The following is a 26,739-nucleotide window of genomic DNA, read 5'->3' as shown; positions in this document are numbered from 1 at the left end:
CCAGGGAGGATGGTTCGGGGTCAGTTGGTCGAGCCGGCCCGCAGGGTGTCGAGGTCGGCCTTGACCGTGTTGATCGGGATGGCGAAGCCGAGGCCGACGCTGCCCGAGCCCGACTGGGCACCGGCCTGCGACGAACTGGGCGAGTACATCGCGGAGTTGATGCCGATGATGTTGCCGTTCATGTCGATGAGGGCGCCGCCGGAGTTCCCCGGGTTGAGCGAGGCGTCGGTCTGCAGGGCCTTGTACGTGGTCTTCGACGAGCCGGTGTCGCCGTTGAACTGCTCGCCGCCGTACTCGAAGGGCCAGTTGCCGCCGCCCTGCTGTTGCTGCTGGCCCTGGCCCTGGTCCTGGTCGGCCGAGACGGTCACGTCGCGGTCGAGGGCGGAGATGATGCCGCTGGTGACGGTGCCGGTCAGACCCTCGGGGGAGCCGATCGCCACGACGTCGTCACCGATCTTGACGTTGTCGGAGTTGCCGAGGCTCGCGGGCTTGAGGTCGGACGCGCCCTCGACCTTGATCAGCGCCAGGTCCTTCTTGCTGTCGGTGCCGACGACCTCGGCGTCGTACGACTTCCCGTCGTTCGTCTTCACCTTGACCGACGAGGCACCGGAGATCACGTGGTTGTTGGTGATGATCTCGCCGTCCTCCGAGATGATCACGCCGGATCCCGTGGCCTCGCCCGAGCCGGACTTCGCGCTGATCTCCACGATGCTGGGGCTGACCGCTTCGGCGACGCCGGAGACGGTGCCCTTCTGGCTGGTGGGCACGACGTTCGTGTTGGTGGCGCTGCTCGACGAGCCGTCCTTGCCGGTCAGCTCCTGGAAGGCGTAGGCGGTGCCGCCGCCGACTGCCGCTGCCGCGATGGCCACGGCGGCGAGCAGGGCCATGGGGCCCCTGGCGCGGCGCCGGTGCTTCGGCGGCTCCTCCGGTGCCGGCGCTTTTGGTGCGAAAGCGGGCGGGGGCGGGTAGGCGCCCTGCGTACCGCCATGGTGCACAGGCGCTGACGACTGGTGCTGCTGGGGGTACTCGCCGCTGGTTGTCATGGAATCCAGGCTGCGGGGCGTTCATGAGAGGCAGCTGAGTGCGCCCTGAGAACACCGGTAGAACCTCGTATGCCCCATATAAAGCCGTCCGGGGCGAGCGGCCCCGCAGGCGTGGGTCAGTTGCAGCCGCAGGACTGGCGGACCACAAGGCGCGAGGGGAACAGCTTCAACCGCTCCCGGCGCGAACCGGCGACCCGAAGCCCGTCGTCCAGGACAAGATCAACCGCTGCGCGAGCCATCGCGGGGCGGTCCGAAGCCACCGTCGTCAGCGGCGGGTCGGTCAGGCCCGCTTCCTTCACGTCGTCGAACCCGGCGACGGCGAGCTGACCCGGCACGTCGATACGAAGCTCCCGCGCGGCCCGGAGGATGCCGATCGCCTGGTCGTCCGTGGAGCAGAAGATCGCCGTCGGCCGGTCCGGCCCGGCAAGCAGCTCAAGGGCCATCTGATACGCGTCGTAGCGGTTGTACGGCGCTTCGAAGAGGCGCCCCTCCACCGAACGCCCGGCCTCCCGCATGGCCCGGCGCCACCCCTCGACGTGGTCGGACACGGGGTCACCGACGGTCGGGGTCTCAGCCATGCCGCCGACGCAGGCGACGTACTCGTGCCCGTGCTCGAGCAGATGCCGCGTGGCCAGCTGCGCGCCGCCCACGTCGTCCGTGACGACGGCCACGTCGTCGATCGCCTCGGGCCGCTCGTGAAGGAGTACGACCCGCGCGTCCCACGCGTCGATCTCGGCGGCGGCCGAATCCGTCAGGCCGTGGCTGACGAGGATCAGCCCCGAGACCCGCATGCCGAGGAAGGCCCGCAGATAGTGGGCCTCGCGCTCGTCCACGTAGTCCGTGTTGCCGACGAGCACCATTTTTCCGCGCTCGGAAGCCGCCTGCTCCACGGCGTGCGTCATCTCCGCGAAGAACGGCTGCCGCGCGTCCGGCACGATCATGCCTATGAGGTCGGTCCGCCGCGACGCCATGGCCTGGGCGACCCGGTCGGGCCGATACCCCAGCTCCTTGATCGCGGCGAGTACACGCTCGCGCGTGGCCGGGGCAACCGGCCTAGGTCCGTTGTTGATGACATAGCTGACGACGGCGGTGGAAGTACCCGCAAGTCGCGCTACGTCATCCCGAGTCACCTTGGCCACGCGCGGAGTCTACGCGGATGGAACTACCGCTGGGCAGGTCGTACGACAGCTTCCTTCGGCGCGGGCGCGACAGGTGCCGCCGCCCGCTGCGGGATCTCCCGGTGCTCGCCCTCGGCCGGCGGAGTCGCCGCCTTCGCCTGCTTCCCGTCGGCGGCGCGCTCGACCTTCTCCGGCGTGACGAAGCGGTAGCCGACATTGCGGACGGTGCCGATGAGCGACTCGTGCTCGACACCGAGCTTCGCGCGAAGGCGCCGTACGTGGACGTCGACCGTCCGCGTGCCGCCGAAGTAGTCGTAGCCCCAGACCTCCTGGAGCAGCTGGGCCCGTGTGAAGACGCGGCCCGGGTGCTGCGCCAGGTACTTGAGCAGCTCGAACTCCTTGAAGGTCAGGTCGAGGACCCGGCCCTTCAGCTTCGCGCTGTACGTCGCCTCGTCCACGGAGAGATCGCCGTTGCGGATCTCCATGGGGGAGTCGTCCGCGGTGATCGACTGGCGGCCCATCGCGAGCCGCAGCCGCGCCTCGACCTCGGCCGGACCCGCCGTGTCCAGAAGAACGTCGTCGATGCCCCAGTCGGCGGTGACGGCCGCGAGGCCGCCCTCCGTGACGACGAGGACGAGCGGACAGCCGGGTCCCGTGGAGCGGAGGAGCTGGCAGAGGCTGCGGACCTGCGGGAGGTCACGGCGGCCGTCGATCAGGATGACGTCGGCACCGGGGGTGTCGACGAGGGCCGGGCCTTCGGCGGGGGCCACCCGCACGTTGTGCAGCAGCAGGCCGAGGGCGGGAAGCACCTCCGTCGACGGCTGAAGGGCATTGGTGAGGAGCAGCAGAGAACTCATCCGCGCCCACCTGCCTGGGTCGTCCTACGGTTGTGCACGTTTCGCTCGCCCATAACGTCGGTTCCTCCTCGGTCCTGCGAGGACGTTTACGGCACTGCTTCGTACTGGTACTACCTGGTACTGCCGTGATTCCGGGGGCCGCGCCCTGGGCCCTGGCGCGCTGTCGATCACAACGCGTCTGAAAGCACGAAAGGACCCGGGGGCTTCGCTGCCCGGATCCTCTGCCAAGGACAATAGCCCACATGAGTTCCGGTCCGGCAGGTCAAGTCGCGCGATCTTCTGTGCGGCCGATCACTCGCGTTCAGCAGAGCGCAACGCTCCGTACACGGGACGGAGTCGTGATTGACGCTCTGTACCAGCCCGGTCCCGACCCGCGCACGGACCTGGCGATCGTGATCGCGCACGGCTTCACCGGAGATCTGGACCGCCCGCACGTGCGGCGCGCTGCCGGTGTCTTCGCCGAGGCCGCAGCCGTGATCACGTTCTCCTTCCGTGGCCACGGGGCGTCGGGCGGGCTTTCCACTGTCGGTGACCGCGAGGTGCTCGACCTGGCGGCCGCGGTGGAGTGGGCGCGGTCCCTCGGCCACGCACGGGTGGTGACCGTGGGCTTCTCGATGGGCGGTTCCGTGGTGCTCCGGCATGCGGCGCTCGCGGGTGCCGCGCACGGGGGGCGCACGGAAGCGCGGGTTGACGCGGTGGTCGCTGTGAGCGCTCCGGCCCGTTGGTTCTACCGGGGGACGGCGCCGATGCGGCGGCTGCACTGGGTGGTGACGCGGCCCGCGGGGCGCGCGGTGGGCCGTTGGGGTCTGCGCACGCGAATCCACCCGCACGAGTGGGACCCCGTACCGCTCTCGCCGGTGGAGTCGGTCCCCCTCATCGCGCCGACGCCGCTGCTGATCGTGCACGGCGACCGGGACCCGTACTTCCCCGTGGACCACCCCCGGATGCTGGCCGCTGCCGCGCGGGGCGGGGCGGAGCTCTGGCTCGAGGCGGGCATGGGGCACGCGGAGAACGCGGCGGACGACGCCCTGCTCGGTCGGATCGCCGGGTGGGCCACGGCATCATGGACGTCGGCAACCGCCGAAGGACCGGCATCCGCCGAAGGAGAGGAGCTGCCATGGTGAACGGCACCATTCGCTACTGGGCCGCGGCCAAAGCAGCCGCGGGCGTCGCGGAGGAGCCGTACGCGGCGACGACGCTCGCCGAGGCGTTGGACGCGGCGCGCGAGCGACACCCCGGTGAGCTGGTACGCGTACTGCGGCGATGCTCGTTCCTCATCGACGGCGACCCCGTGGGTACCCGTGGGCATGAGACGGTACGGCTGGCCGAGGGCGGCACGGTCGAGGTGCTCCCGCCGTTCGCAGGAGGGTGAGCAGCGCTATGAGCGATCCGCGTTATGAGGGGTACGGGGACTACGACCCCTACCGGGGGGACTATCCGCCCGCCGAGCCGCAGGCCTACCCGCCGGAGCAGCAGGCTTACCCCGCTGACCAGCAGTACGCCCAGCAGCAGTACCAGTATCAGTACCCGCAGCAGCAGCAGCCGTACGCCCAGGACGCCTCGTACGCCCAGGACCCCTCGTACACCCAGCAGTGGGAAGGGCAGACCTGGGACACCCAGATCCAGCCCTCACCTGTGGTGGACGTGACGGAGACGGCTTACCTGCCCCCGCAGTCGTATGGGGAGCCGCAGCCGCAGCAACCGCAGCAGCCGCAGGCCGCCGTAGCGGCAGCAGACGAAGAGCCCCCCGCCACCTACGGCCCCGCCACCACCACCGGCAACGCCCGGGTCACCGATGCCCAGCGGGCCCGTGCCGAAGGGCGGTCGCCGATCATAGAGCCGGGGATCCAGCCCGCGGCGCTGACCGCCGTCCTCGGGCTGCTGCTCGCCGGTACGGCCGCCGTCGGGCAGTACGCACTCCTCGTACCGCTGATCCTGCTGCAGGCCGTCACCGCCGCCGGATGGTTCCGGCTCAACGGAATGTGGCCCGCCCGGCAGGGCATCGCGCTCGCCTTCATGGGCGGTGTCGTCGCCGACATCGCGCTGCTGGTCACCGGCAGGGAGAACGCGCCCGCCGCGATCCTCGGCACCCTCGGCATCTGGGTGCTGCTCGTCCTCGTGCTCCAGCTGCGCAGCCGCGCCTCCGCCGACGAGCGGATGTACGGGCTGATGGCGACCGTCGTGTCCGCCGCGCTCGCGATCATCGCCACCGGGCACCTCGCGGCGTCGGACGAAGCCGTGACGGTGGGCGGCATCGCCGTCGCGGTCGCCGTGATCGCCCGCGCGCTGCCCCTGCCGACGCCCGCTTCGGTGGTCGTCGCGCTGCTCGCCGCCGCCGGGGCCGGCATCGCCGTCGGCGGTGCGACGGACGTGGGCAGCAAGGGAGCGCTGCTCGGCCTCGGGGTCGGCGTCTGCGCGCTGATCGGCCACCGGGTCGCCAGTTACGACTTTCCGTCCCGCTTCGTGCACATGACGGCGGGTGTCGCCCTGCCGCTCGCCGCCGCGGCCCCGGCGGTCTACGTGCTCGGGCGTGCCATCGGCTGACCACGGAATCCGATCGGCACCGGCTGATCGTCACAGCTGATCGACAGGTCCCCGGCCGGGCTCTCCCGCCGGGGACCTGTCCTTTAGGCTCGCGGCAACGACAGCCAAGCGGGGGTACAAGGTGGGGGAACACCGGACATGAAGCGCTCCGTACGAATACTTCTGATCGTCCTCGTGATCCTGGGGGGTCTCTTCGTGGGCGCCGACCGCCTCGCGGTGGGCTTCGCCGAAGACGAGGCGGCTGAGAAGCTGCGTACCAGCGAGGGGCTCAGCGAGACGCCCGACGTCTCCATCAAGGGCTTTCCCTTCCTGACCCAGGTCGCGGGCGGCACGCTCGACGACGTCGAGATCGGCATCGAGAACTACGACGCCACCTCCGGCTCCGACAAGATCCGCATCGCCGATCTGAACGCCCGGATGCAGGGCGTCGAGTTCTCCGGCGACTACAGCTCGGCCACCGCCGACAAGGCCACGGGCACCGCCCACATCTCGTACGACGAGCTGCTCAAGGAGGCGCAGGGCGAGCCGCCCGTCGAGCTGCCGCTGGGCGCCACCGGCAAGGTGGTCGGGCTCTCGGACGGCGGCGACGGCAAGATCAAGGTCGAGGTCGAGGTGAGCAAGGGCGGCGCGAAGCTGCCCAAGCCGGTGCACGTGCTGAGCTCGGTCGAGGTCGAGGGCGACACGATCAAGGTGAACGCCGATGAGATCCCGAAGAAGTTCGAGGTCATGGGCGTCTCGATCCCCCTCCCCGAGGGCATGGTCCGCGATGTGACCGACTTCGAGGAGAAGGTCAGCGGTCTGCCGGGCGGCATCAAGATCGACGAGGTGGAGCCGACGCAGGACGGCGTGGACATCTCGGTCAAGGGCACGAACGTGAAGCTCGCGGGCTGAGCACCCGAACGGCCGCGGTGAGCGGCCGTTCCGCAGTACCGTTCCGCAGTACGAGACGAAGCCGTCCGCGCGGTGGATGCGGCAGGGGCGAAGACCGCCCCCCGCTCCCGAACGGGCGGCTTCGCTGTTCCCTCGATCCCGTCCCGATCCCACAATGCGGATGATCGAGTCTCATCATCCGACACGCCGGTGACACGGCAGCCCTTGCGTCCTTACGATCGGACGCATGCAGCGACAGGCGGACCTCACGAAGCGGCGGGCAGTGGACCTGTGCCGCGTCGCCGCCATGCTCTGTCGCACCTTCTGAGCGGGAGCTCCGACTCCCGTATCCCCCGGCCCGTTGACCTCGTCAGGGCCACCCCGTGCCGCGTACGCCGCGCCACCGCGCACTCACAGCCCGTACCCGGTACCCCCTCGCACAGCACCGCAGCCCCGCCGCAACTGCCCCGGAGGAGAAGAAGTATGAGCCGCAGCGACGTCCTGGTAGACGCCGACTGGGTCGAGGCCCACATCGACGACCCGAAGGTTGCCATCGTCGAGGTCGACGAGGACACCTCCGCGTACGACAAGAACCACATCAAGAACGCGATCCGCATCGACTGGACCGACGACCTCCAGGACCCGGTCCGCCGCGACTTCGTCGACCAGGAGGGCTTCGAGAAGCTCCTGTCGGCCAAGGGCATCGCCAACGACACCACCGTCGTCCTCTACGGCGGCAACAACAACTGGTTCGCGTCCTACGCCTTCTGGTACTTCAAGCTCTACGGCCACCAGGACGTGAAGCTCCTCGACGGCGGCCGCAAGAAGTGGGAGCTCGACTCCCGCGACCTGGTCGACGGCTCCGAGGTCCCCAACCGCCCGGCCACCGACTACAAGGCCAAGGCCCAGGACACCTCGATCCGCGCCTTCCGCGACGACGTCGTGGCCGCGATCGGCGCGCAGAACCTGGTCGACGTGCGCTCGCCCGACGAGTTCAGCGGCAAGCTGCTCGCCCCCGCGCACCTGCCGCAGGAGCAGTCGCAGCGTCCGGGCCACGTCCCGTCCGCGCGCAACATCCCGTGGTCGAAGAACGCCAACGACGACGGCACCTTCAAGTCGGACGACGAGCTCAAGGCCCTCTACGAGGACGAGCAGGTCGACCTGGCCAAGGACACCATCGCGTACTGCCGCATCGGCGAGCGTTCGGCCCTGACGTGGTTCGTCCTGCACGAGCTGCTCGGCCAGACCAACGTCAAGAACTACGACGGCTCCTGGACCGAGTACGGCTCCCTGGTCGGCGTGCCGATCGAGCTCGGCGCCAACAAGTAACCCCTCCCGAAGCCCGCAGTGACCTGACCAGTTAAGGACGAACGCATATGTGTGGAGCGAAGGCCGGCGGACCCGACGCCTCGACGATCAAGCCCGGCGAGACCACCATCCAGGGCCAGGTGACCCGCGACGGCGAGCCCGTCAGCGGCTACGTACGCCTGCTCGACTCGACCGGCGAGTTCACCGCCGAGGTCCCCACCTCGGCCACCGGCCAGTTCCGCTTCTACGCGGCCGAGGGCACCTGGACGCTGCGCGCCCTGATCCCGGGCGGCACGGCCGACCGCACGGTCGTGGCCCAGACGGGCGGCCTGGCCGAGGTCGCGATCGCGGTCTGACGACAGCGGATCACTGACGGCTGAAGGGCCGCACCCCCGGGGGTTGGACGCCATCGGATCGGGGTGCGGTCCTTCGGCTTACGCTGGATGTATGTATGCGCGAAGGCGGCACGCCTACTTCGCCATGATGGGGATCTGCATCGGTCTCTTCGTTCTGGCGTGGGGCGTCGTACGGCTCTGGTCCATCCCGGTGGCCGTCGGGATGTGTGTCGTGGCGATGGTGATTCCGCCGGTCGCCGCCATGGTCGCCAACCGGCGCGGGCCCGATGACCGCTGGTGGGACGACCCCTCGGGTGACTCGAAGTCCGACGAGTGGTGGGACGAGCTGGACGGCAGGCGGCGGCCCCGGCAGTAGCCGGTAGCGGGGCTCGGACCCGCTGTCAGTAGCCGAGCGCGCCGTCAGTAGACGAGTGCCTGGACGCCGTCCGTCGTGGCCTCCTGCACGAAGACCTGCGCGCCCGCGATCCGCACCCCGTCGAGCACGTCCTTCTCGGTGATCTCGCGGCGTGCCGCGCACTGCGTGCAGAGGGTGATCCGGCCCGCGGCCAGGACCGAGTCGATCAAGCCGGGGAGCGGTGCGGCGTGCGGCAGTTCGAACTCCGCCGCGCGGCCCGGCAGCGCGAACCACGACGACTCACCGGTCAGCCAGAGCGAGACCTCCACTCCGCTGGCCACGGCCACGGCCGCCACCGTGAAAGCCTGCGAGCAGCGCTCGGGTGCGTCGGCCCCTGCGGTCACCTTGATCACGAGCTTCTTCGCCATGGCCGCATCGTATGGCCATCCGCGCGGTCACCCGTAAGGCCACCTCGCAGAGAGCGGCGGGGCGCGCACGACTACAGTGGGATCGGCTCTGATACCTGCCCCCCTAGCTCACCCCATAGCTCACCGAGGAGCACCCCGTGCTTGAGGCCTTCTTCTCCGCCCTGCTGGTCCTGGTCTGCGTCGGCGTTCTCGCGTTCGCCGGACTGTCCGTGAAGAAGCTGTACCAGGGTCAGCGCTGAGCCCCGTACGTCCCGTACGCCACCTAGAGATCGTCTGAGCTTCCCATGATCGAGATTCCGTCCGACCTGCACCCCGACCTCGTGCCCCTCGTTTGGCTCCTCGGCAACTGGGCCGGCGCGGGCGTCACCGACTTTCCCGGCGCCGAGAAGGCGAATTTCGGCCAGGAAGTGTCCTTCTCCCATGACGGGCGGGACTTCATCGAGTACCACTCGCACACGTGGGTGCTCGACGCCGAGGGCAACAAGGTCAAGCCGCTGGAGTCCGAGTCGGGCTTCTGGCGCATCGACAAGGACCGCAAGGTCGAGACCGTGATGGTGCGCGACGACGGCGTCGTCGAGGTCTGGTACGGCGAGCTCGCCGACCAGAAGCCCCAGATCGACCTGGTCACGGACGCGGTCGCCCGCACGGCGGCCTCCGGCCCGTACACCGGCGGCAAGCGTCTGTACGGGTATGTGAAGGGCGACCTCATGTGGGTCGGCGAGAAGCAGACCCCCGAGGTGCCGCTGCGTCCGTACATGTCGGCGCAGCTGAAGAAGGTCGTCTCGCCCGAGGACGTCGCCGAGATGGCCCGGGGCCTGGGCGACCTGCCGGACGACGGCATCGCTTTCTTCAAGTAGGCCTACACTCCGAGGTGTGGTGAGCACCGACTGGAAAAGCGACCTGCGACAGCGCGGATACCGGCTGACGCCGCAGCGCCAGCTTGTCCTCGAAGCCGTCGACACCCTTGAGCACGCGACCCCCGACGACATCCTCAGTGAAGTGCGGAAGACGGCGTCGGGGGTCAATATCTCCACCGTCTACCGGACCCTGGAGCTCCTGGAGGAGCTGGGCCTGGTCAGTCACGCGCATCTGGGGCACGGGGCGCCGACGTACCACCTCGCGGACCGCCACCACCACATCCACCTGGTGTGCAGGGACTGCACGAACGTCATCGAGGCGGATGTCTCCGTGGCCGCCGAGTTCACCGCGAAACTGCGGGACACGTTCGGTTTTGACACGGATCTGAAGCATTTCGCGATCTTCGGGCGCTGCGAGAACTGTTCCGGCAAGAACGTCGGCGGCAAGGAATAAGAACGCCCGCCACCGGGTCGTAGTGTGGGTGAACATGAAGAGCCCCCTCCTGTCCCTGCCCGGCGCCGTCCCCGCCGAGGGCGTGGACGAAGGCGTCGCCGCCCACTACGGCGACCTGTTCCGTGAGCAGCGTGCCCTCGCCGACGGCACCGGTTTCGTCGACCTCTCGCACCGCGGCGTCGTCACCGTCTCCGGCCCCGACCGGCTGAGCTGGCTGCATCTGCTGCTCACCCAGCACGTGACCGAGCTGCCCGTCGGCCAGGCGACCGAGGCGCTGATCCTCTCCGCGAACGGCCACATCGAGCACGCCCTGTATCTCGTCGACGACGGCGAGACGGTGTGGGCGCACGTCGAGCCCGGTACGCAGGACGCGCTGGTCGCATACCTGGAGAGCATGAAGTTCTTCAACCGGGTCGAAGTCGCCGACCGCACGGACGAGTTCGCCCTCGTGTACCTGCCGGCCGGTTCGATCGCCGTGGTCCCGGACGGTGTCGTCGTACGCGAGACGCCGCACGGCCGGGATCTCTTCCTGCCGCGCACGTCTCTTGAGTCGTACGCCGAGGAGAACGCCCCCGCGATCGGCATCCTCGCCCACGAGGCGTTGCGCGTGGAGGCGCACCGGCCGCGGCTCGGCTTCGAGACGGACCACCGCACGATCCCGCACGAGCTGGGCTGGATCGGCCCGGCGGTGCATCTGCAGAAGGGCTGCTACCGCGGCCAGGAGACGGTCGCCCGCGTCCAGAACCTGGGCAAGCCGCCGCGCCGCCTGGTCTTCCTCCACCTGGACGGCAGCGAGGTCCACCTGCCGGTGGCCGGCACGGAGCTGCGCCTGGCCTCGGAGGGCGAGGACGGCCGGAAGCTGGGCTTCATCACGACGGCGGTACGCCACCACGAGCTGGGCCCGATCGCCCTGGCCCTGGTGAAGCGGAACGTTCCGCTGGACGCGGGGCTGCTCGCGGGGGCGGTGGCGGCGGCCCAGGAGGTCGTGGTCGAGCCGTAGCCTGGCGGCCGGCCTTGAGCGGTGTCTTTTCCCCGCCCACCCGTTGCTCCGGGGTAATCGGATGGGCGGGCGGGAGAAAGTCCGCCGCGAAGCGGCGGTTCAGTTCGGCCCGTCACATCTCCAGAAGCACCGTGAACGGGCCATCGTTCGTCAAAGCCACCCGCATCTTGGCGCCAAAGCGGCCGCAGGCCACCGTCGCGCCCAGTGACCGCAGTTGGGCGACGACCTCGTCGACCAGGGGTTCGGCTACATCGCCGGGCGCGGCGGCGTTCCAGGTGGGCCTGCGGCCCTTCCTCGCGTCGCCGTACAGCGTGAACTGGCTGATGACCAGCAGCGGGGCGTCGATGTCCGAGCAGGACCTCTCGTCGGCCAGCATCCGAACGGACCAGAGTTTGCGGGCCAGTTGGGCCGCCTTCTCCTTGGTGTCCTCGTGGGTCACGCCCACCAGGACGCACAGTCCCTCGCCGTTGATCTCGCCGACCGTCTTGGGGCCGTTCTCGCCGTCGACGACGACGCTCGCCCCGTCCACCCTCTGCACCACAGCACGCATACGGCCCATCATGCCTGCTCGACCGCCTGCCAGACGTCTGCTCCGTACGGCCGTGGTGCGCCGCCGTATGCGCCTCCCATGGGGTGCCCTGAACCCCCCATCTGGGGCCGATTAGGGGCACTCGCTCACATAGCGGCCACCGGGGGTGGCACGATGCTCACACGCGGTGTACCGCGCCGGTCGAGGGGACGGTAGAGCCACATGAGCACACCAAGTACGGGGCAGCCGCCCGGATCTGTGTCGCTGACCCGCATGAGCGCAGCGCGACGTGCGAACGTGCCGCGCCCGCCCATGCAGCGCACGGGCAGTGCGGTGCTGTCCGAGCAGCCCGAGCACGACCTGGCCACGCTGCTCCTGCGCGAGCTGCGTGAGCTGCGCAGGGACGCGCAGCAGAACGAGGCGGACCTGAGCTATGTCCGGCGCCTGCTCCAGGGGCGGATCGACATCCTGCGGGCCGAGGTCGCGCGCCGCAGGGACCCGGCGGCGCCCGGTCCCGCGGGGTCGGGTCCGGAGGGGCCTGTCGTGGACCGGCTCCCGGAGATCCTCACGGACGCCCCCGCCCGGCACCGGTCGTCGGCCAGGCACGTGACGCTGGGCACCCCGCACAGCGCGGAGTACGGACTCCTGGCGACGGAGATGCTCGCCGAGGTCGAGCTCTCCGACCTGGACGCCCGTACGGACGACGAGCTGCACACGGCCATGGGGCGCCTCGTCCGCTACGAGCAGCAGGTTTCCCGGCGCCGCCAGCAGCTGCAGCGCACGGCGGACGATTGCAGCGCGGAGATCGCCCGCAGGTACCGTGAAGGCGAAGCACAAGTAGACGACCTGCTCGCGTGACCCGGTGATCCCGGCTTCCGCGGGCGGCCGCCACGCCACCCCCCGCCCCGGAAGGCCGAAGATGACCTCGCCCGCCGCCGAGTCCGTCGCCACCCCTGTCATATCCCCGGTCCTCGCCGAGGTCGTACGTTCCGGCTTCGTCGAGGGCCGACACAGGGGAAGTCTGGTGCTGCTCGCGGCGGACGGCAGCGTGGAGCTGTCGATGGGGGATGTGACGGCCCCCGTCTTCCCGAGGTCCGCGAACAAGCCGATGCAGGCGGCGGCGGTCCTGCGGGCGGGGCTCGACCTGGCGGGCGAGCGTCTCGCCCTGGCGGCGGCGAGCCACTCCGGAGAGGTGTTCCACCGGGACCTCGTCCAGAAGATGCTGGCGGAGTACGGCCTGACGGCGGCCGACCTGCAGTGCCCGCCCGATCTCCCGCTGGACGCGGTCGAGGCCGAGACATATCTGGCAGCGGGTGCCGTTCGTGACCGGGTCACGATGAACTGCTCCGGCAAGCACGCGGCGATGCTGGCCGTGTGCGACCTGAACGGCTGGCCCGCGGATTCCTATCTGGACCCGGGCCACCCCCTCCAGCAGCTCGTCCTCCAGGTGGTCGAGGAGGCCGCCGGGGAGCCGGTGGCCGCCGTCGGCACGGACGGCTGCGGCGCCCCCCTGATGGCGATCTCCCTGACCGGCCTCGCCCGCGCCTTCCGGCACTTCGTCCTCGCCCCCGAGGAGACGGCGGAGCGCAGGGTCGCGGACGCGATGCGGGCCCACCCCGAGTACGTGGCAGGCACGCGGCGCCCCGACACCTGGCTCATGCGGGAGATCCCGGGCGCCCTCTCCAAGATGGGCGCCGAGGCGGTCCAGGCGTTCGCGCTTCCGGACGGCCGTGCGCTCGCCTTCAAGGTGGACGACGGCGGGATACGGGCCCTTGGGCCCGTCCTGGCCCGTGCGCTGCGTCTGGCGGGCGTGGAGGAGGACGTACTCACCCGCGTCGGCCGCGCGCCGCTGCTGGGCGGCGCCGCCGAGGTGGGGGAGATCCGGGCGGCGTTCTGACCCCGCCCGCAGCCCTCACGGCCCGGAAAACCCGGATGCGCCCCCTGCCCCAGCGGTCCTAGCGTGGGTGTATGAGCGATCTTGACGTCAGGGCCATCACCGAGGACGAACTGCCGGAGTGGATCCGGGCCGTCAACGCCGGGTTCCTGCGGCCGTTGGCGAAGGTCTCGGACGAGGTGGTCGCCCACCGCAGGGAGGGCCTCGACCTCGGCCGCAACCAGGCCGCCTTCGACGGCGACCGTGCCGTCGCGACCTTCAGGTCCTTCCCGCAGCAGCTCACCGCAGTGGGCGGCGCCCCCGTTCCCGCCGACGCCATCTCAGGCGTCACCGTCTCCCCGACGCACCGCCGTCGCGGTCTGCTGAGCCGCATGATGTCTGCCGACCTCACCGCGGCCAAGGAGCGCGGTGACGTCGTCGCCACCCTGATCGCCGCCGAGCACCCGATCTACGGGCGCTACGGCTTCGGGCCCGCCACCACCGCCACCGAGTGGACCATCGATGTACCGCGGGCCGGGCTCGACCCCCGCTGGGCGGGCCCGGACGACGGCGCCCGAATCGACCTCGTGGACGGCGGCGACGTACGCAAGGAGGGCCCGCTCCTGCATGAGCGGCTGCGCGCGGGACGGCACGGTGTCATCAACCGCGACGAGCGCTGGTGGCTGGAGAACACGGGTCAGCTCGTGAGCCCGGAGAACCCGTGGACCGAGCCCTTCTACGCGCTGTACCGCTCCCCGTCCGGCGAGGTCGACGGCCTGGTCACGTACGCGACGGAGGGCAGCTGGAGCGACAGCAGCCAGCCGCGGAACACCGCGACCGTGCAGGGGCTGATCGCCACCACGCCCGCGGCCGAACGCGCCCTGTGGCACTACGTCTGCTCGATCGACTGGGTCAGCGTCGTCAAGACGGGCAACCGTGCCCCCGACGACCTGCTCCCGCTCTTCCTGCCCGACCCGCGCGCCGCGCGCCTCAGCCGGCAGGCGGACTGGATCTGGGTGCGGATCCTGGATGTCGTACGGGCCCTGGAAGCGCGTACGTACGAGGCGTCGGCGTCCCTCGTCCTGGAGATCGGCGACCGCGCGGGCCTTGCCGGCGGCCGCTACCGCCTTGACGCGTCGCCCGGCGGCGCGGTGTGCGCGCCGACCGCGGACCCGGCCGAACTGTCCCTTGGCGTGGGTGAGTTGGGGACGCTGTGGCTCGGTGACGAGTCCGCGGTGCGGCTCGTGGCGGCGGGGCGGGTCACGGAGGAGCGGGTGGGCGCCGCCGCTGTCGCCGACGCCTTGTTCCGTACGTCCCGGCGCCCGTGGTGTCCGGACATCTTCTGATCCGGGCGTGTGAGGGGCGGGTGCTGTGCGGGTGCTGCGCGGGTGATGGCTGACCGGACTCCCGGCTCCCCTCCGGATGGGAGCCCGGTCAGCCGGCTCTGTCAGCCCGACTGGGCGAGCAGCAGGACGAGGAGCGCAGCCCCGACGCCGCTGATTCTGGTGCTCCTGGCCTTGATGCCCACGGTCAGCAGGACGAAGGCGACGATGCCCATCGGTCCGTACTTCCACTGGATGAGCTGCTCGAATCCGATGGCGAGGGCGGCGATGACGATGGCGATGAGCGGCATGACGTTCCCCCTTTCGGGACGGGCATGCTGACCCGTCCCATCCGGTCGGCAGCCATCCGACGGCCAACTTCTGGCGGCCAACCCCTGGGGGTTCCTGCCAGGTTGCCTAAGTTGGCTACCAACTTCATTTGAGTTATCTCCGCGGTGGCTCGTTTTATAACCACCTTCCGAGCAACTCCCCAAAGATGGCGCGAAGTTGTACTGTTTGGTTGTGAGCCCGGAACCTGCACCCGTCAACGGGATGAAGAGGCCGCCAAGGTCGCATCACGAGGTGGCCGACGAACTGCGTGACCGCATCAGGTCCGGGGCGCTGCGCCCGGGCCAACGCATGCCGACTCAGGCCGAGTTGGCCGACGAGTTCGGCGTCGAGCGCGGTGCGATACGCGAGGCGCTGCGCACGCTGCGGGGCGAGAACCTGCTGGCGAACATGTCCAAGGGGAGCCCCGCGACGGTCGCCGTGACCTCGAAGCAGGTGCTGTCCGGGTCGGGCGGTGCGAAGCCGCAGCCCACCATGGTCGGCCTCGCCCCGCGCATCGCCGCGGCGTTCGAGGCCCCCCATGTGGAGATCGACGCGCTCTGTCTGACCTCCATCTCGCTCACCATGGCGATCGGGGAACCGCTCCGTCAGATTCACGCCGGACAGCGGAAACCGGCCAAGGTCGACGTACGGGTGCTGCTGCCGAGCCGCAGCATCGATCTCGCTTTTCCGGCGCCGGTGGACAGTGGGGACGACGAGAGCGGCCAGGTGCACAGGCGCTGGCTCGACCAGCGGAACGCGCAAGGGCAGGTGCTGCGCCACAACCTGCGCGCGCTGCGGGCCTCGCACGGCATCGACGTACAGGTCTCGTTCCGCGCGCTGCCGTTCACACCGCCGGTGAAGCTGTATCTCCTCAACGGCTCCGAGGCGCTCTTCGCGTACTACACGCTGGCCAGGCAGAGCGAAGAGATCGACCACGAGTACCTGGAGATGTACGACGCCCAGGGCGCGCAGTCGATGCTCTTCCCCTTCCACCAGGGTGATGGCCTGCGGGACACGACGTTCGTGGAACAGTCCCATCTGTGGTTCAACGCGCTCTGGGGCACGATCAGTCAGGACCTGGAGCTGGCACGCGGCTAGCTTCCCGTACTTCTGCCGGCTAGAGCGCGGGCCCGGTCATCATCAGTGCGAGGACGACGGCGCCGATGGAGCTGCAGGTGGGACTCTTGGCCTTGATTCCGACGGTCAGGAACAGCAGTCCGACGATGCCCACGGGCCCGTACTGCCACTGCACGAACTGCTCGAAGGTGACGGCGAACGCTGCTGCGAGGAGGGCAAGGACAGCCATGATGGTTCCCCCTTCTGCCAGCTCGGGTGAGTTGGCAACCAACTTAACTTGAGTTGTCCCCACTTGGTCCCACAACATAAACAACTTCAAGACAACTGCCCTGAGATGGCGTGGAGTTGTATCGTCTGGTCGTGACCCAGGAGAACGTTGCAGTGAACGGCAGCAGAAAACTCACCCCCCAGGACATCGCAGACGCCCTTCGCGACCGCATCCGCTCCGGCGACCTCAAACCGGGCGACCGCCTCCCCACGCAAGCGGTGCTCGCGGAGGAGTTCGGCGTGGAACGGGGGACGGTGCGCCAGGCGCTGAAGACACTGCAGGGCGACGGACTGCTCGCCAACGTGAGCAAGGGCAGCCCGCCACGGATCGCGGCGGAGCCGCCGGGGGTGACGTCGGCGGGCGTGCAACCCCAGGCGTCGATGGTCGGCCTGGCACCACGGCTCGCCGAGGCGTTCTCGGAGCCGCAGGTGCGGATAGACGTGGTGTCGTACACGGCGGAGACGCTGATGATCGCGCTGGGGGAGCCGGTGCGTCTCGTCCACGAAGGCCGTATCCGCCCCGATTCCATCGACGTACGCATCCTGCTGCCCAGCAGCGACATCACGCTCGCCTTCCCCCGGCCGACGGAGGGGCAGGACGACGAGGGCCGCGTGCACCAGCGATGGCTGGCGCAGCGCAACGCCCAGGGGCAGGTGCTGCGCCACAACCTGCGCGCGCTGCGGGCCTCGCACGGCATCGACGTGGACGTGTCGTTCCGCGCGCTGCCGTTCACTCCGCCGGTGAAGCTGTACCTCCTGAACCAGCGGGAGGCGCTCCTGGCCTACTACACGATCGAGCGCAGCACGCTGGACTTCGGCAGCGCGGAGGCGGGGATGGAGGCGTTCGACGTCTCCGGACTGAAGTCGCCCCTGTTCTCCTTCGCGAAGGGCGCGGCTCCCCGGGACGCCGCGTTCGTGGAAGAGTCCCAGAAATGGTTCGACGCGCTCTGGGCAACCATCGCGACGGAGCTGACACTCTCTTAGTGACTCCTGATACGACGCAGACTGAGTGGATGGCAGAAGAGACCGAGAAACTGCGGGAACTGATCGAACGCGCCCGCTTCGTACTCTTCGACTTCGACGGACCCATCTGCAGGCTGTTCGCCGGCCACTCGGCCGAGTGGATCGCGAGGGAGCAGGTCCGCTGGCTCGAGGAGCGGGGGCTGCGCGGCCTGCTGACCAAGGAGGAGCGTGCGCAGCCCGACCCCCATGCCGTCCTGCGCGCGGTCGACCGCAGGCACTCGGGCAGCGATCTGGTGACCGAGCTCGAGGAACGCCTGACGCATCAGGAGCTGACGGCGGTCGCCTCGGCGTGGCCGACCCAGTTCGCGGACCCCCTCATCATGACCTGGCACGCCATGGGCTCTCGTCTGGCGGTCACCACGAACAACTCCGCTCGGGCCGTGAACAGCTATCTGGAAGGCCGGCGCCTGGACCACTGCTTCGCCCCGCACGTCTACGGCCGCACCCAGAACCTCCACCTCCTCAAGCCGCACCCGCACTGCCTCAACCGCGCCCTCAGCGCGATGGGCGCGGAGCCCGCGGCGGCGCTGATGATCGGCGATGCCCCCACGGACTACGAAGCGGCGGAGGAAGCAGGAGTGGGCTTCTTGGGCTACGCGCGTAACGAACGGAAGGCGAAGCTGCTGAAGGACGCGGGTGCGGCGTGTGTGGTGGGTTCGCTGGAGCCGGTGTTGCAGGTACTGCGCGAGTCGGCCTGAAGCACCGAACGTCAGGTCGTCACTTCTGGCGAAGCCGTGAGCGAAACGCCCCGGGCGGAAGTTCATCGAACGTCACGACCCCTTGGAGTGGCGCCTACCTCGTTGAGCCCATCGTTTACCGGCCTCGCGTCGTCCCCGGCCTCCTGCGCCACTAGGGTGTGCATCACTTTCGCCTTCCTCGTGTGACTATCCAGGAGCAGCCTGTGGGCGTGCCGACTGTGCCCAGTTCCCCGCCCCTGGGCGCCAAGGCCTCCGCGTACGAGCGCTTCGTCGAGCACGCCCTGCGGCACGGCAAGATGAGTGGGGGCCACCACAACCGGAATTACGTGCTTCCACTGACAGAGTCCATGGCCCAGTGGTACGACCGCTTTCCCGGCCGCCCCGTCACCGTGCGCATGCGGAGGCAGGACGCGCTGCCGGTCGTCATCCGGACCTGGCAGGACGAGTCGGAGATCCTTCGGGCGATCAAGGGCGTGCTGCCCCATGTGCCCGAGTGCCTGGCCAAGGGTGGCGACTCCGCGGTGCACAGCTACGTGGAAGGCGTGCCGTTCTCCAGCATCTGCCAGAACGGCAAGCCGGTCGACTCCATGCTGATCAAGGCGCTGGCCGTACTGCTGGCGCAGATGACCCAGGTGCGGAGGGAGGCGCTGCCCCCACTGCCTGCGGACTGGCCTCGCGTGGACAAGGGCGGGCCGACGTTCCTGCGGACTCTGGCGCAGCTGGCGGAGCGTCAGATCCGGCAGCCCAATTGGGCTGAGTTCGGTGGCCTGTTCGCCGCCCTCGGCATTCCCGATGACGCACTGCTCAGGCTGGCGGAGCGGGTGCCCAGCATGGCCCGCCGTCCCTACAGCCTGCTCCACACGGACCTGCACCGCGACAACGTGATCTTTTCCTACGGTGGCGATCCACCGCTGATCTGCGTGGACTGGGAACTCGCCACCTATGGCGACCCGCTGCACGACCTGGCCACGCACCTCGTCCGTATGCAGTACCCAAGAGATCAGTGGGACGAGGTGATCGGGGCCTGGGCCCAGGTGATGGAGTCCGTCCGGCCCAGGGCGGCCAACGGTCTGGCCCGGGACCTGGAGCATTACGTGGCGTTCGAGCACGCCCAGTCCGTCTATCCGGACGTGATGCGCGCCGCCAAGTCGCTGGGGGGCTCGCCCGACCAGAAGAGCCTCGACGAGGCGACCCGCGCGGTGCGCAAGGCGCTGGAAGCCGCGGCTGTGCCGCTGCAGTTGCCGGGTGTGCCGGACGAGGCGGAGATCCAGCGGGTCCTGTTCCGATGGTGCGCCGCCCGGTTCGGCGGAAGGGCCGAGGGGGTCCGGCAGGCGACCCCCATCTCCTGGGAGCCGGACGAGCGCGTACCGGAGCACCCGGCGTTCCCCCGGTCCGCCGTGCTCGACGCGCTGATCGCCGAAGGTGCCGCTCCGGCCTCCCGCGTCTTCAAGGGCACAGCCCACCTCAATACCGTGGTCAGGGTGGACGGGACCGGCTTCCCGGTCGTGGTCAGGCGCGAACTGAGCTCGGCCGACCGCCGCGAGCGCAGCATTCTCAGTGAACACGCGGTACTGAGGGTCATCGAGGAATCGGGCGAGCCCGTGCGTGCACCCCGCGTACTGGCCCTGGGCACAAGCCACTTGAAGGATGAGTTCGCGATCCATTCCTACGAGGGGCCGGGCGCCGGAGACCTGCCCCCGGACCACCCCGTGGACGGTCTGCGACCCGCCGAGGCGGACCACCTGGTCGACCAGTTGGGCGCGCTGGCCCGGATCGGTACCCGGCAGCTGGACCCCACGGCCGGTAAGACGGTGTTCTACGACTGGCTCTGCGATGAACTGGCGCGGTTGGTCAGGGATCTGCCCAAGGAGTCGCAGAAGCTGGCCAGGGAGCTCGGTCTGCCGGACAGCTCCCTCCTGTGCCGGATCCTGAGACGCCACCAACTCACCCGTCGCCGCCCGGTGTTGCTGCACGGAGACCTCAACCCCTGGAACCTCGTCCGCCGAGGCCAGCGCGGCGGGCCCCTCACTGTCATCGACTGGGAGATGGCGATGATCGGTGACCCGCTGTACGACCTGGTCCGCCACTTACATCTCACCCCGACCCGTCCCGAGATCAGGCAGCGCATGTTCGCCCGCTGGACCCGCCGCCTCCCCGAGGAGTGCACGAGGGGCTGGGAGGGCGAGTGGAAGGTCTACCGGTGGATCGAGGTGGTCCGGTCCGCCTACGTGGACCTTGACCGACTGGTCACCGGCACGGGCCTGGACGCCCCCAACGTGCAGCGCGCCGTGGACTCGTACGCGATGACGCTCGCCGAGGCGAAGGCCTCTCTGGGGATTCGGCGCAGTCCAACGGCGAATCCCTATCTTGCCCGCGCCCTTCCGCATGGCCAGCATGGATGGATGAGGGCGAAGCCGTAAGGCGGGCAGTGGCTTGGGCGGATGGCTGCGCCGGTACCGGGCTGACCGGTCGGCTATGTGCTGTACGGCGCGGTCCAGGAGCTCGCTGTCTCGGCCCGGCCTCCCGACCGCGGCCTGGTCAACTCCCGCGATCTGGGCGGTCTCGTGGGCGAGGCCTTTCACTCCAGGGAAGTGGAGATCTGTTTCCTCGGGTATACGGGCGAACTGCTCGGCGCGACCGGACTGATCCTGCCGCCGCTGACCGGTATCGATCCCCTCGCTGGCGCCGGCCGCGGCCATCGGCTTCGTACTCCTGCAGATCGGCACAGCGCAGTCACCTGGATGCACCCGACGGCCGGCCGGCCCACGGCCGCTGTCATTTCGCGTGTTCCGCTCACGTGCTCCGCGCGGCCTCCGCGTACCCCGTCAGTCCCGACCGCAGCTGCCCGAACGCTCCGTTCGCCGCCGCCACCGCTGCCGGCCGCACCGCTTCCGCGCTCTCGCCCGCGTCGATCCGGCGCCAGTTCTCCAGGGCGAGGATGCGTTGTACGGCGATGATCTGGCCGGCGGCCAGCCGTGCGGTCAGTGCGTCGGTGGCCCGCGGCTCGGCCGTCGCCTCGCTCAGCGCCTCGCCCAGCGCCCTCTCCGACCGCTCCTGATACGCGTACAGCCGCGCCACCAGTGACGGCGTCCCGTACAGCAGGCGGTGGAAGGCCAGTACGTGGACGTTGTCGCACAGGCCGGTCACCGGGTCCTGTCGCTCCAGGCCGTCGAGGAAGTGGCGCCGCAGGGCGTCAAGCGGGGAGCGCTTCGCGGGGCGGGTGGCCACCACCCGCGCCGCCTCGTCCACGTGGTCGGCGAACCGGTGGAGTACGAGATCCTCCTTGGCCGGGAAGTACCGGAACAGGGTCGGCTTCGAGATGTCGGCGGCCGCCGCCACCTCCGCGACCGGCACCTTCTCGAAGCCCTTTTCCAGGAAGAGCGCGATCGCCGCGTCGGAGACCGCCTGGTACATCCGCTGCCGCTTGCGCTCGCGCAGGCCGGGGCCACCGCTCTCGGAGTCGGCAGCAGAGGCCGTGGCCACTTCGTCGTCCTTCATGGTGGGAGCCTATCGCATCGTTGATTCTCGGTAACAAATTTAACTCGGTTACATTATTCTCGACCGTATGCGCCCCCTCGATACGACTTCATCCCTCGATGCGACGTCACTGGACGCGACTCCACTCGACGAAGCCCTCGCCCGAGAACGCCGCTACCACGACACCTGCCGTACCGCCCTCACCGGCATGGTCGACGGCGCCGAGGAGCAGGTCGTCAACGGAGCCGACGTCTCCGCGTCCGGCGCCGACGCCGAAGTCCTCGGCTACCAGTTCCGCAGCCACGCCAAAGCGATGCGCGAACTACCCGAAGCCCCCCTCTTCTTCGGCCGCCTCGACTTCGCGGCCGAGGGCCCCGAAGCCGCCGAAGCCGGTGATCACCGCGGGCAGAGCTACCACATCGGCCGCCTCCGCATCACCGAACACCCCTCGGCCCCACCCCTCGTCGTCGACTGGCGTGCCCCCGTCTCCCGCGCCTTCTACCAGGCCGGAGCGCGGGCCCCCCAAGGCGTCGCCGTCCGCCGCCGCTTCGGCTGGGCGCCCGGCAGCAAGGGTGACTCCGCCGACCTCACGGGCCTGGAGGACGAGCCGCTGACCGGCGGCGAACAGAGCGCCCCACCCGTGCGGGGCAGCCGCATCCTCGCCGGCGAGATCGAGCGCCCCCGCGTCGGCCCCATGCGCGACATCGCAGCCACCATCCAGCCCGAGCAGGACGACCTCGTCCGCGGTGAACTCACCGCGTCCGTCTGCGTCCAGGGTGCCCCCGGCACCGGCAAGACAGCCGTGGGCCTGCACCGCGCCGCGTACCTCCTCTACACCCACCCCCAACGCGTGCAGCGCGCCGGACTCCTCATCCTCGGGCCGAACCGCACCTTCCTGCGTTACATCGCCGAGGTGCTCCCCTCCCTCGGCGAGACCGGCGTGCGCCAGTCCACCGTCGCGGACGAGATCGCGAGGGCCACCGCGCCCGTGCGAGCCCAGGACGACGAGGCCGCGGCGAGCGTCAAGCACGACGCCCGCATGGCCCGGGTCCTGCGTCGCGCGCTCTACTCGCGTGTCGCGCCGCCCACCAACTCCGTTGCTGTGCCCGACGGTTCGTACACCTGGCGGGTCGCTCTCGATGACCTGGAGCGGATCGTCGCGGACGTGCGCGCCGAGGAACCCCCCTACGCCGTCGGCCGTGAGCGCGTGCGCACCCGTGCCGTCCGGCACATCCGGGAGCAGGCCGAGCGCCGCGCCGGCACCGTGAACAACGCCTGGCTGCAGAAGATCTCCCGTGCCCGCTCCGTCTCGGCCTTCGTCGACGAGGCCTGGCCGAGGGTCGGGCCGGAGGAGGTGCTCGCCGCCCTGCTCGCGGACCCGCAGGCACTCGCAGCCGCGGCCGACGGCATCCTCGGCACCGACGAGCAGCGGGCGATCCGCTGGAGCAAGCCCCCACGCTCGTACAAGTCGGCGCAGTGGTCCGCCGCCGATCTCGTGCTGCTCGACGAGATCGGCGGACTGCTCGAACGGCCCGAAGGCTATGGCCACATCGTCGTCGACGAGGCCCAGGACCTCTCCCCGATGGAGGCCCGCGCGATCGCCCGCCGCGCGGACTTCGGCTCGCTCACCGTCCTGGGCGATCTCGCCCAGGGCACCACCCCGTGGGCCGCCCGCGACTGGCCCGAGCTCCTCGCCCACCTCGGCAAACCCGACGCATCCGTCACCCCTTTGACCATCGGCTTCCGCGTCCCGAAGGCCGTCGTGCGCCTCGCCAACCGAGTCCTCGCCTCGCTCGACGTCGACGTACCGCCCGCCCGGTCGCTGCGTACGGACGGCGAGTTGAGTATCCGGGAGGTACGGGACGTGGGCGCCGCCACCGTCGAAGCGGTGCGTGCCGCGCTGGCCCGCGAGGGCTCGGTCGGCGTCATCGCCGCCGACACCGACGCGGCCCGCCTGCGCACGGCCCTCGCCGCGGCCGGTATCGACAGCGCGGGCCCGGACGACCTGGGCGCGCGTGTGACGGTGCTGCCCGCGTCCGAGGCGAAGGGGCTGGAGTACGACCACGTCGTGGCCGTCGAGCCCGCCGCCATCGCGGAGGCGGAACGCCGCGGGGCGGGCCGGCTGTACGTGGTTCTGACCAGGGCCGTCTCCCGGCTCGATGTGCTGCACAGCAGGGCGCTGCCGTGGGAGGACTGATCTGTCGACGAGCGGGCATGCATGCTGTTGCGGTTATATAGCCGCGGGGTTATGTTCGATGCATGCCCATACCGTTCGACGTACTCGCCGAGCCGAGCCGCCGGAAGATTCTCGATCTGCTGCTCGAGCGTCCCCATCTGGTCGGTGAACTCACCGAGCGGCTCGGTCTGAGCCAGCCCGGTACGTCCAAGCATCTGCGGGTGCTGCGCGACGCGGGCCTGGTTCGGGTGCGGCAGGACGCGCAGCGGCGCTGGTACGAGCTGCGGCCCGAGCCCCTCGCCGAACTCGACGCGTGGCTCGCGCACTACCGGCACCTCTGGACGGGCCGGCTCGACGCCCTCGAACGGCACCTCGATGTCATGGACGGTGACTCCTCATGAACCCGCACTCCGACACGCTCACCGGCGACGACGGCCGGAACGTCCTGCGGATGGAGCGCCGCCTCGCGCACCCGCCCGCCCAGGTCTGGGCCGCGATCACCCGGCCCGAGCACCTCGCCCAGTGGTTCCCCTCCGAGGTGACGCTCGAGCTGCGGCCCGGCGGGGCGATGGGCTTCCACTTCCCCGGCGACGAGGGCCCCGGCATGACCGGCGAGGTCACCGACGCCGAAGAGCCCCGCCTCTTCGCCTTCAGCTGGGGCGACGACCACCTGCGCTGGGAGATCACCCCGGAGGGCCCCGACGGACGCGGCTCGCTCCTCACCCTCGTCCACACTTTCGGCGACCGCTTCGGCGCCCCGAGCTTCGCCGCGGGCTGGCAGCTGTGCATCTCGGCGCTCGGCCAGTTCCTCGACGGCGGACAGGCCGAGGTGAGTCAGGACGCGGGCGAGCTGCACGAGGCGTATCTGGAGCAGTTCGACCTCGGGCAGGGGGCCGTGACCGACAGCGGTATCCGCTTCGAGCGGCAGTTGGTGCGGTCCGCCGATGCGGTGTGGGCCGAACTGTGCTCGGGAGAGGTGCCGTTGGAGGGGGACACCGCGCCCGACGGGTTCCTGGCGGACGGCGTCTCCGCGGGGCCGGTCACCACGCTGCGGGCGCCGGTGGTGCTCACGTACGCCGTGCATCCCAAGGGCCAGGTGCGCTGGGAGTTCGGCGAGGGCACGGGCTATGGCACCCGGCTCGTCCTCACACAGACGGGGCCCTTCGACAGCGCGGCGGCCACGGACGAGGCGCTTGCCGCCTGGCACGCGCGCATCGAGCGGTTGGCCGGGCAGCTCCTGGAGGGGTGACCTGCTAGTCCTCCAGCACGGCCTCCATCACCGCCTTCGCGATCGGCGCCCCGAGCTTGCCACCGGCGATCTCCGAGCGCGGGAGGTCCATGTCCTTCGGGTCGACGAACACCGCGACCGCGACCGGCGACGAGCCGTCGTCCTGCTTGGCGTACGAGACGAACCAGGCGTACGGCCGCTCGTCGTTGACGTTCGAACCGTGCTGGGCGGTGCCGGTCTTGCCGCCGACCGTGACACCGTCGATCTGCGCCTTGTTCGCCGTACCCTCCTCGACGGTGTGCTCCATCATTTCCTGCACCTTGCCCGCGGTGTCCTCGGAGACGGCCTGGCTCAGTTCCTGCGGCTTGCCCTTCTCGATCGTGGAGAGGTCGGGGCCGCGCAGCTCCTCCACCATGTACGGCTTCATCACCTTGCCGTCGTTGGCGAGGCCCGCCGCGACCATCGCCATCTGCAGCGGCGTGCTGGTCAGGCTGCCCTGGCCCATGCCGGTCAGGGCGGTCTGCGGCTTGTCGAGGCCGTCGGGGTAGCTGCTCGCGGAGGAGCGCACGGGGACGAACTGCTGCTTGTTGAAGCCGAACTTCTCCGCGGTCTCGCGCATGTCGTCGTCGCCGACCTTGAGCGCGGTGTCGAGGAAGACGTTGTTGCACGACCATTGCATGCCGACCTTCAGAGAGGCCTTGTCGCAGGGGGCGCCCGGCACGTCGTTGCCGATCGTCGTGGAGCTGAGCGGCAGTTTGTAGGGGGCCTTGGCGCCGGTGGACTTGTCGATGTCGTCGACCACGCCGTGTTCCAGGGCGGCAGCCGCGGTGAGGATCTTGAAGGTGGAGCCGGGCGGGTAGATCTCGCGGAGCGCACGGTTGGAGAGCGGCTTGTCCTTGTTCTTGCTGAGCCGCGAGAACTCCTTGCCCTCCTTCGCCGAGATCCCGGCGAAGACGGAGGGGTCGTACGAAGGAGTGCTCGCCAACGCGAGCACCTTCCCGGAGCGCGGGTCGAGCGCGACGACCGCGCCCCGGGCGTTGAGGTCCACCAGGCCCTGGTAGGCGGCCTGTTGGGCCTTGGGGTCGATGGTCGTGATGACATCGCCGCCCTGGCGCTTCTCGCCGGTCAGCATGTCCAGGGTGCGGCGGATGAAGAGGCGGTCGTCGTCGCCGCTGAGCACGTCGTTCTCGACGCCCTCCAGGAAGGTCGCGCCCTGGGCCTGCGAGAAATAGCCGGTGACCGGCGCGTACATGGGGCCTTCCTTGAAGGTCCGCTGGTACTTGAAGTCGGTGCCGCTGACTTCCTTCGAGCCGGTGATCGGCTTGCCGCCGACGATGATGTCGCCACGGGGGTGGGAGAAGGCCTCGATCTGGACGCGCCGGTTCTTCTCGTCCTTCGCCAGCGACTCGCCCTGGGCGAACTGCACCCAGGTCGCGCGCAGGAGCAGGGCGAGCGTCAGCACCCCGCAGAAGACCGCTATGTGGCGCAGCGGCTTGTTCATCCGGCCCCCCAAGACCCAAGACTCAAGACCCAAGACCCGTGACATCAGGACGTGACGACCGATGCCGCT

At 69.9% G+C, this 26,739-nt stretch carries 30 protein-coding genes; 21 read left to right on the top strand and 9 right to left on the bottom strand.

Annotated features, from left to right (window positions below):
- Nucleotides 1–20: 20 nt before the first annotated feature.
- The 3 genes from ACZ5WE_RS32315 to ACZ5WE_RS32305 form a co-directional block, all read right to left on the bottom strand.
- Nucleotides 21–1,043, bottom strand: coding sequence for a S1C family serine protease (locus tag ACZ5WE_RS32315; protein WP_467695138.1), 1,023 nt, complete (start codon nucleotides 1,041–1,043; stop codon nucleotides 21–23).
- 116 nt (nucleotides 1,044–1,159) lie between these two features.
- Nucleotides 1,160–2,182, bottom strand: coding sequence for a LacI family DNA-binding transcriptional regulator (locus ACZ5WE_RS32310; protein WP_467695140.1), 1,023 nt, complete (start codon nucleotides 2,180–2,182; stop codon nucleotides 1,160–1,162).
- 23 nt (nucleotides 2,183–2,205) lie between these two features.
- Complete coding sequence (locus ACZ5WE_RS32305) at nucleotides 2,206–3,018, bottom strand: response regulator transcription factor (protein WP_467695142.1); 813 nt, start codon at nucleotides 3,016–3,018, stop codon at nucleotides 2,206–2,208.
- Nucleotides 3,019–3,260: 242 nt separating this feature from the next.
- Here ACZ5WE_RS32305 and ACZ5WE_RS32300 point away from each other — a divergent pair, with 242 nt between their 5' ends.
- The 8 genes from ACZ5WE_RS32300 (at nucleotide 3,261) to ACZ5WE_RS32265 (ending at nucleotide 8,451) form a co-directional block, all read left to right on the top strand.
- A complete protein-coding gene (locus ACZ5WE_RS32300; RefSeq protein ID WP_467695144.1) occupies nucleotides 3,261–4,142 on the top strand; it encodes an alpha/beta hydrolase in 882 nt (293 codons plus the stop codon).
- On the top strand, nucleotides 4,136–4,390 hold the full coding sequence (locus tag ACZ5WE_RS32295; protein WP_160505846.1) for a MoaD/ThiS family protein: 255 nt from the start codon (nucleotides 4,136–4,138) through the stop codon (nucleotides 4,388–4,390). Before ACZ5WE_RS32300 ends, ACZ5WE_RS32295 begins: the two co-directional genes overlap by 7 nt.
- An 8-nt stretch (nucleotides 4,391–4,398) precedes the next feature.
- The gene (locus ACZ5WE_RS32290; protein WP_467695146.1) at nucleotides 4,399–5,562 is read left to right on the top strand and encodes a hypothetical protein; all 1,164 of its coding nucleotides are present in this window, start codon (nucleotides 4,399–4,401) and stop codon (nucleotides 5,560–5,562) included.
- Between the two features lie 138 nt (nucleotides 5,563–5,700).
- Nucleotides 5,701–6,453, top strand: coding sequence for an LmeA family phospholipid-binding protein (locus ACZ5WE_RS32285; RefSeq protein ID WP_467695148.1), 753 nt, complete (start codon nucleotides 5,701–5,703; stop codon nucleotides 6,451–6,453).
- A gap of 226 nt (nucleotides 6,454–6,679) precedes the next feature.
- Nucleotides 6,680–6,760, top strand: a complete 81-nt coding sequence (locus ACZ5WE_RS32280; RefSeq protein ID WP_351007875.1) for a putative leader peptide — start codon at nucleotides 6,680–6,682, stop codon at nucleotides 6,758–6,760.
- 155 nt (nucleotides 6,761–6,915) lie between these two features.
- Complete coding sequence (locus ACZ5WE_RS32275; RefSeq protein ID WP_467695150.1) at nucleotides 6,916–7,761, top strand: sulfurtransferase; 846 nt, start codon at nucleotides 6,916–6,918, stop codon at nucleotides 7,759–7,761.
- Nucleotides 7,762–7,808: 47 nt separating this feature from the next.
- Nucleotides 7,809–8,096: a DUF1416 domain-containing protein gene (locus tag ACZ5WE_RS32270; RefSeq protein WP_160505842.1), complete on the top strand. Its 288-nt coding sequence runs from the start codon at nucleotides 7,809–7,811 to the stop codon at nucleotides 8,094–8,096.
- Between the two features lie 91 nt (nucleotides 8,097–8,187).
- Nucleotides 8,188–8,451 (top strand): DUF3099 domain-containing protein, encoded by a 264-nt coding sequence (locus ACZ5WE_RS32265; protein ID WP_467695152.1) that lies wholly within the window; start codon nucleotides 8,188–8,190, stop codon nucleotides 8,449–8,451.
- Between the two features lie 44 nt (nucleotides 8,452–8,495).
- Here the strand turns inward: ACZ5WE_RS32265 and ACZ5WE_RS32260 are convergent, their stop codons facing one another.
- Nucleotides 8,496–8,858 carry a DsrE family protein gene (locus tag ACZ5WE_RS32260; protein ID WP_467695154.1) on the bottom strand — a complete coding sequence of 121 codons (363 nt, stop codon included), beginning with the start codon at nucleotides 8,856–8,858 and terminating at the stop codon, nucleotides 8,496–8,498.
- Nucleotides 8,859–9,142: 284 nt separating this feature from the next.
- Here ACZ5WE_RS32260 and ACZ5WE_RS32255 point away from each other — a divergent pair, with 284 nt between their 5' ends.
- The 3 genes from ACZ5WE_RS32255 to ygfZ are packed head-to-tail and all read left to right on the top strand — an operon-like array spanning nucleotide 9,143 to nucleotide 11,169.
- Nucleotides 9,143–9,715, top strand: a complete 573-nt coding sequence (locus ACZ5WE_RS32255) for a heme-binding beta-barrel domain-containing protein (RefSeq protein WP_249589121.1) — start codon at nucleotides 9,143–9,145, stop codon at nucleotides 9,713–9,715.
- Between the two features lie 16 nt (nucleotides 9,716–9,731).
- Nucleotides 9,732–10,169 (top strand): Fur family transcriptional regulator, encoded by a 438-nt coding sequence (locus tag ACZ5WE_RS32250; protein ID WP_467695156.1) that lies wholly within the window; start codon nucleotides 9,732–9,734, stop codon nucleotides 10,167–10,169.
- Nucleotides 10,170–10,203: 34 nt separating this feature from the next.
- Nucleotides 10,204–11,169 carry a CAF17-like 4Fe-4S cluster assembly/insertion protein YgfZ gene (ygfZ, locus tag ACZ5WE_RS32245; protein ID WP_467695158.1) on the top strand — a complete coding sequence of 322 codons (966 nt, stop codon included), beginning with the start codon at nucleotides 10,204–10,206 and terminating at the stop codon, nucleotides 11,167–11,169.
- Nucleotides 11,170–11,281: 112 nt separating this feature from the next.
- Here ygfZ and dtd read toward each other — a convergent pair whose 3' ends face one another.
- Nucleotides 11,282–11,719, bottom strand: a complete 438-nt coding sequence (gene dtd, locus ACZ5WE_RS32240; RefSeq protein ID WP_467695160.1) for a D-aminoacyl-tRNA deacylase — start codon at nucleotides 11,717–11,719, stop codon at nucleotides 11,282–11,284.
- Between the two features lie 201 nt (nucleotides 11,720–11,920).
- On the opposite strand from dtd, the gene ACZ5WE_RS32235 reads away from it, so the two are divergent.
- The 3 genes from ACZ5WE_RS32235 to ACZ5WE_RS32225 all read left to right on the top strand — a co-directional run bounded on the left by ACZ5WE_RS32235 (nucleotide 11,921) and on the right by ACZ5WE_RS32225 (nucleotide 14,917).
- Nucleotides 11,921–12,556: an RsiG family protein gene (locus ACZ5WE_RS32235; protein WP_467695162.1), complete on the top strand. Its 636-nt coding sequence runs from the start codon at nucleotides 11,921–11,923 to the stop codon at nucleotides 12,554–12,556.
- A gap of 61 nt (nucleotides 12,557–12,617) precedes the next feature.
- Complete coding sequence (locus ACZ5WE_RS32230) at nucleotides 12,618–13,595, top strand: asparaginase (RefSeq protein ID WP_467695164.1); 978 nt, start codon at nucleotides 12,618–12,620, stop codon at nucleotides 13,593–13,595.
- A 71-nt stretch (nucleotides 13,596–13,666) separates the two neighbouring features.
- On the top strand, nucleotides 13,667–14,917 hold the full coding sequence (locus ACZ5WE_RS32225; protein WP_467695166.1) for a GNAT family N-acetyltransferase: 1,251 nt from the start codon (nucleotides 13,667–13,669) through the stop codon (nucleotides 14,915–14,917).
- 101 nt (nucleotides 14,918–15,018) lie between these two features.
- Here the strand turns inward: ACZ5WE_RS32225 and ACZ5WE_RS32220 are convergent, their stop codons facing one another.
- The gene (locus ACZ5WE_RS32220; protein ID WP_467695168.1) at nucleotides 15,019–15,204 is read right to left on the bottom strand and encodes a hypothetical protein; all 186 of its coding nucleotides are present in this window, start codon (nucleotides 15,202–15,204) and stop codon (nucleotides 15,019–15,021) included.
- Between the two features lie 241 nt (nucleotides 15,205–15,445).
- On the opposite strand from ACZ5WE_RS32220, the gene ACZ5WE_RS32215 reads away from it, so the two are divergent.
- A complete protein-coding gene (locus tag ACZ5WE_RS32215; RefSeq protein ID WP_467695259.1) occupies nucleotides 15,446–16,321 on the top strand; it encodes a winged helix-turn-helix domain-containing protein in 876 nt (291 codons plus the stop codon).
- Nucleotides 16,322–16,340: 19 nt separating this feature from the next.
- On the opposite strand, the gene ACZ5WE_RS32210 is transcribed toward ACZ5WE_RS32215, so the two are convergent.
- Nucleotides 16,341–16,529 carry a hypothetical protein gene (locus tag ACZ5WE_RS32210; RefSeq protein ID WP_467695170.1) on the bottom strand — a complete coding sequence of 63 codons (189 nt, stop codon included), beginning with the start codon at nucleotides 16,527–16,529 and terminating at the stop codon, nucleotides 16,341–16,343.
- Nucleotides 16,530–16,654: 125 nt separating this feature from the next.
- On the opposite strand from ACZ5WE_RS32210, the gene ACZ5WE_RS32205 reads away from it, so the two are divergent.
- The 3 genes from ACZ5WE_RS32205 (at nucleotide 16,655) to ACZ5WE_RS32195 (ending at nucleotide 20,708) form a co-directional block, all read left to right on the top strand.
- Nucleotides 16,655–17,551: a GntR family transcriptional regulator gene (locus tag ACZ5WE_RS32205; RefSeq protein ID WP_467695260.1), complete on the top strand. Its 897-nt coding sequence runs from the start codon at nucleotides 16,655–16,657 to the stop codon at nucleotides 17,549–17,551.
- Nucleotides 17,500–18,288: an HAD family hydrolase gene (locus ACZ5WE_RS32200; protein ID WP_467695172.1), complete on the top strand. Its 789-nt coding sequence runs from the start codon at nucleotides 17,500–17,502 to the stop codon at nucleotides 18,286–18,288. The genes ACZ5WE_RS32205 and ACZ5WE_RS32200 overlap by 52 nt, the downstream gene beginning before the upstream one ends.
- 203 nt (nucleotides 18,289–18,491) lie before the next feature.
- Nucleotides 18,492–20,708, top strand: coding sequence for a phosphotransferase (locus tag ACZ5WE_RS32195; RefSeq protein WP_467695174.1), 2,217 nt, complete (start codon nucleotides 18,492–18,494; stop codon nucleotides 20,706–20,708).
- Nucleotides 20,709–21,081: 373 nt separating this feature from the next.
- Here the strand turns inward: ACZ5WE_RS32195 and ACZ5WE_RS32190 are convergent, their stop codons facing one another.
- The gene (locus tag ACZ5WE_RS32190; protein WP_467695176.1) at nucleotides 21,082–21,786 is read right to left on the bottom strand and encodes a TetR/AcrR family transcriptional regulator; all 705 of its coding nucleotides are present in this window, start codon (nucleotides 21,784–21,786) and stop codon (nucleotides 21,082–21,084) included.
- 67 nt (nucleotides 21,787–21,853) lie between these two features.
- Between ACZ5WE_RS32190 and ACZ5WE_RS32185 the strand changes: the two genes are divergently transcribed.
- From ACZ5WE_RS32185 to ACZ5WE_RS32175, 3 genes are all read left to right on the top strand, one after another.
- On the top strand, nucleotides 21,854–23,962 hold the full coding sequence (locus tag ACZ5WE_RS32185; RefSeq protein ID WP_467695178.1) for a HelD family protein: 2,109 nt from the start codon (nucleotides 21,854–21,856) through the stop codon (nucleotides 23,960–23,962).
- A 62-nt stretch (nucleotides 23,963–24,024) separates the two neighbouring features.
- On the top strand, nucleotides 24,025–24,342 hold the full coding sequence (locus ACZ5WE_RS32180; RefSeq protein WP_467695180.1) for an ArsR/SmtB family transcription factor: 318 nt from the start codon (nucleotides 24,025–24,027) through the stop codon (nucleotides 24,340–24,342).
- Nucleotides 24,339–25,190, top strand: a complete 852-nt coding sequence (locus tag ACZ5WE_RS32175) for an SRPBCC family protein (protein ID WP_467695182.1) — start codon at nucleotides 24,339–24,341, stop codon at nucleotides 25,188–25,190. The genes ACZ5WE_RS32180 and ACZ5WE_RS32175 overlap by 4 nt, the downstream gene beginning before the upstream one ends.
- 4 nt (nucleotides 25,191–25,194) lie before the next feature.
- Here ACZ5WE_RS32175 and ACZ5WE_RS32170 read toward each other — a convergent pair whose 3' ends face one another.
- Nucleotides 25,195–26,670 carry a peptidoglycan D,D-transpeptidase FtsI family protein gene (locus tag ACZ5WE_RS32170; protein ID WP_467695184.1) on the bottom strand — a complete coding sequence of 492 codons (1,476 nt, stop codon included), beginning with the start codon at nucleotides 26,668–26,670 and terminating at the stop codon, nucleotides 25,195–25,197.
- Nucleotides 26,671–26,739: the final 69 nt, after the last annotated feature.

The organism is Streptomyces sp. NPDC033180 (assembly GCF_055577645.1).
The sequence above is the reverse complement of the archived record's forward strand: the minus strand, read 5'-3'. Positions and strand labels throughout refer to the sequence as shown.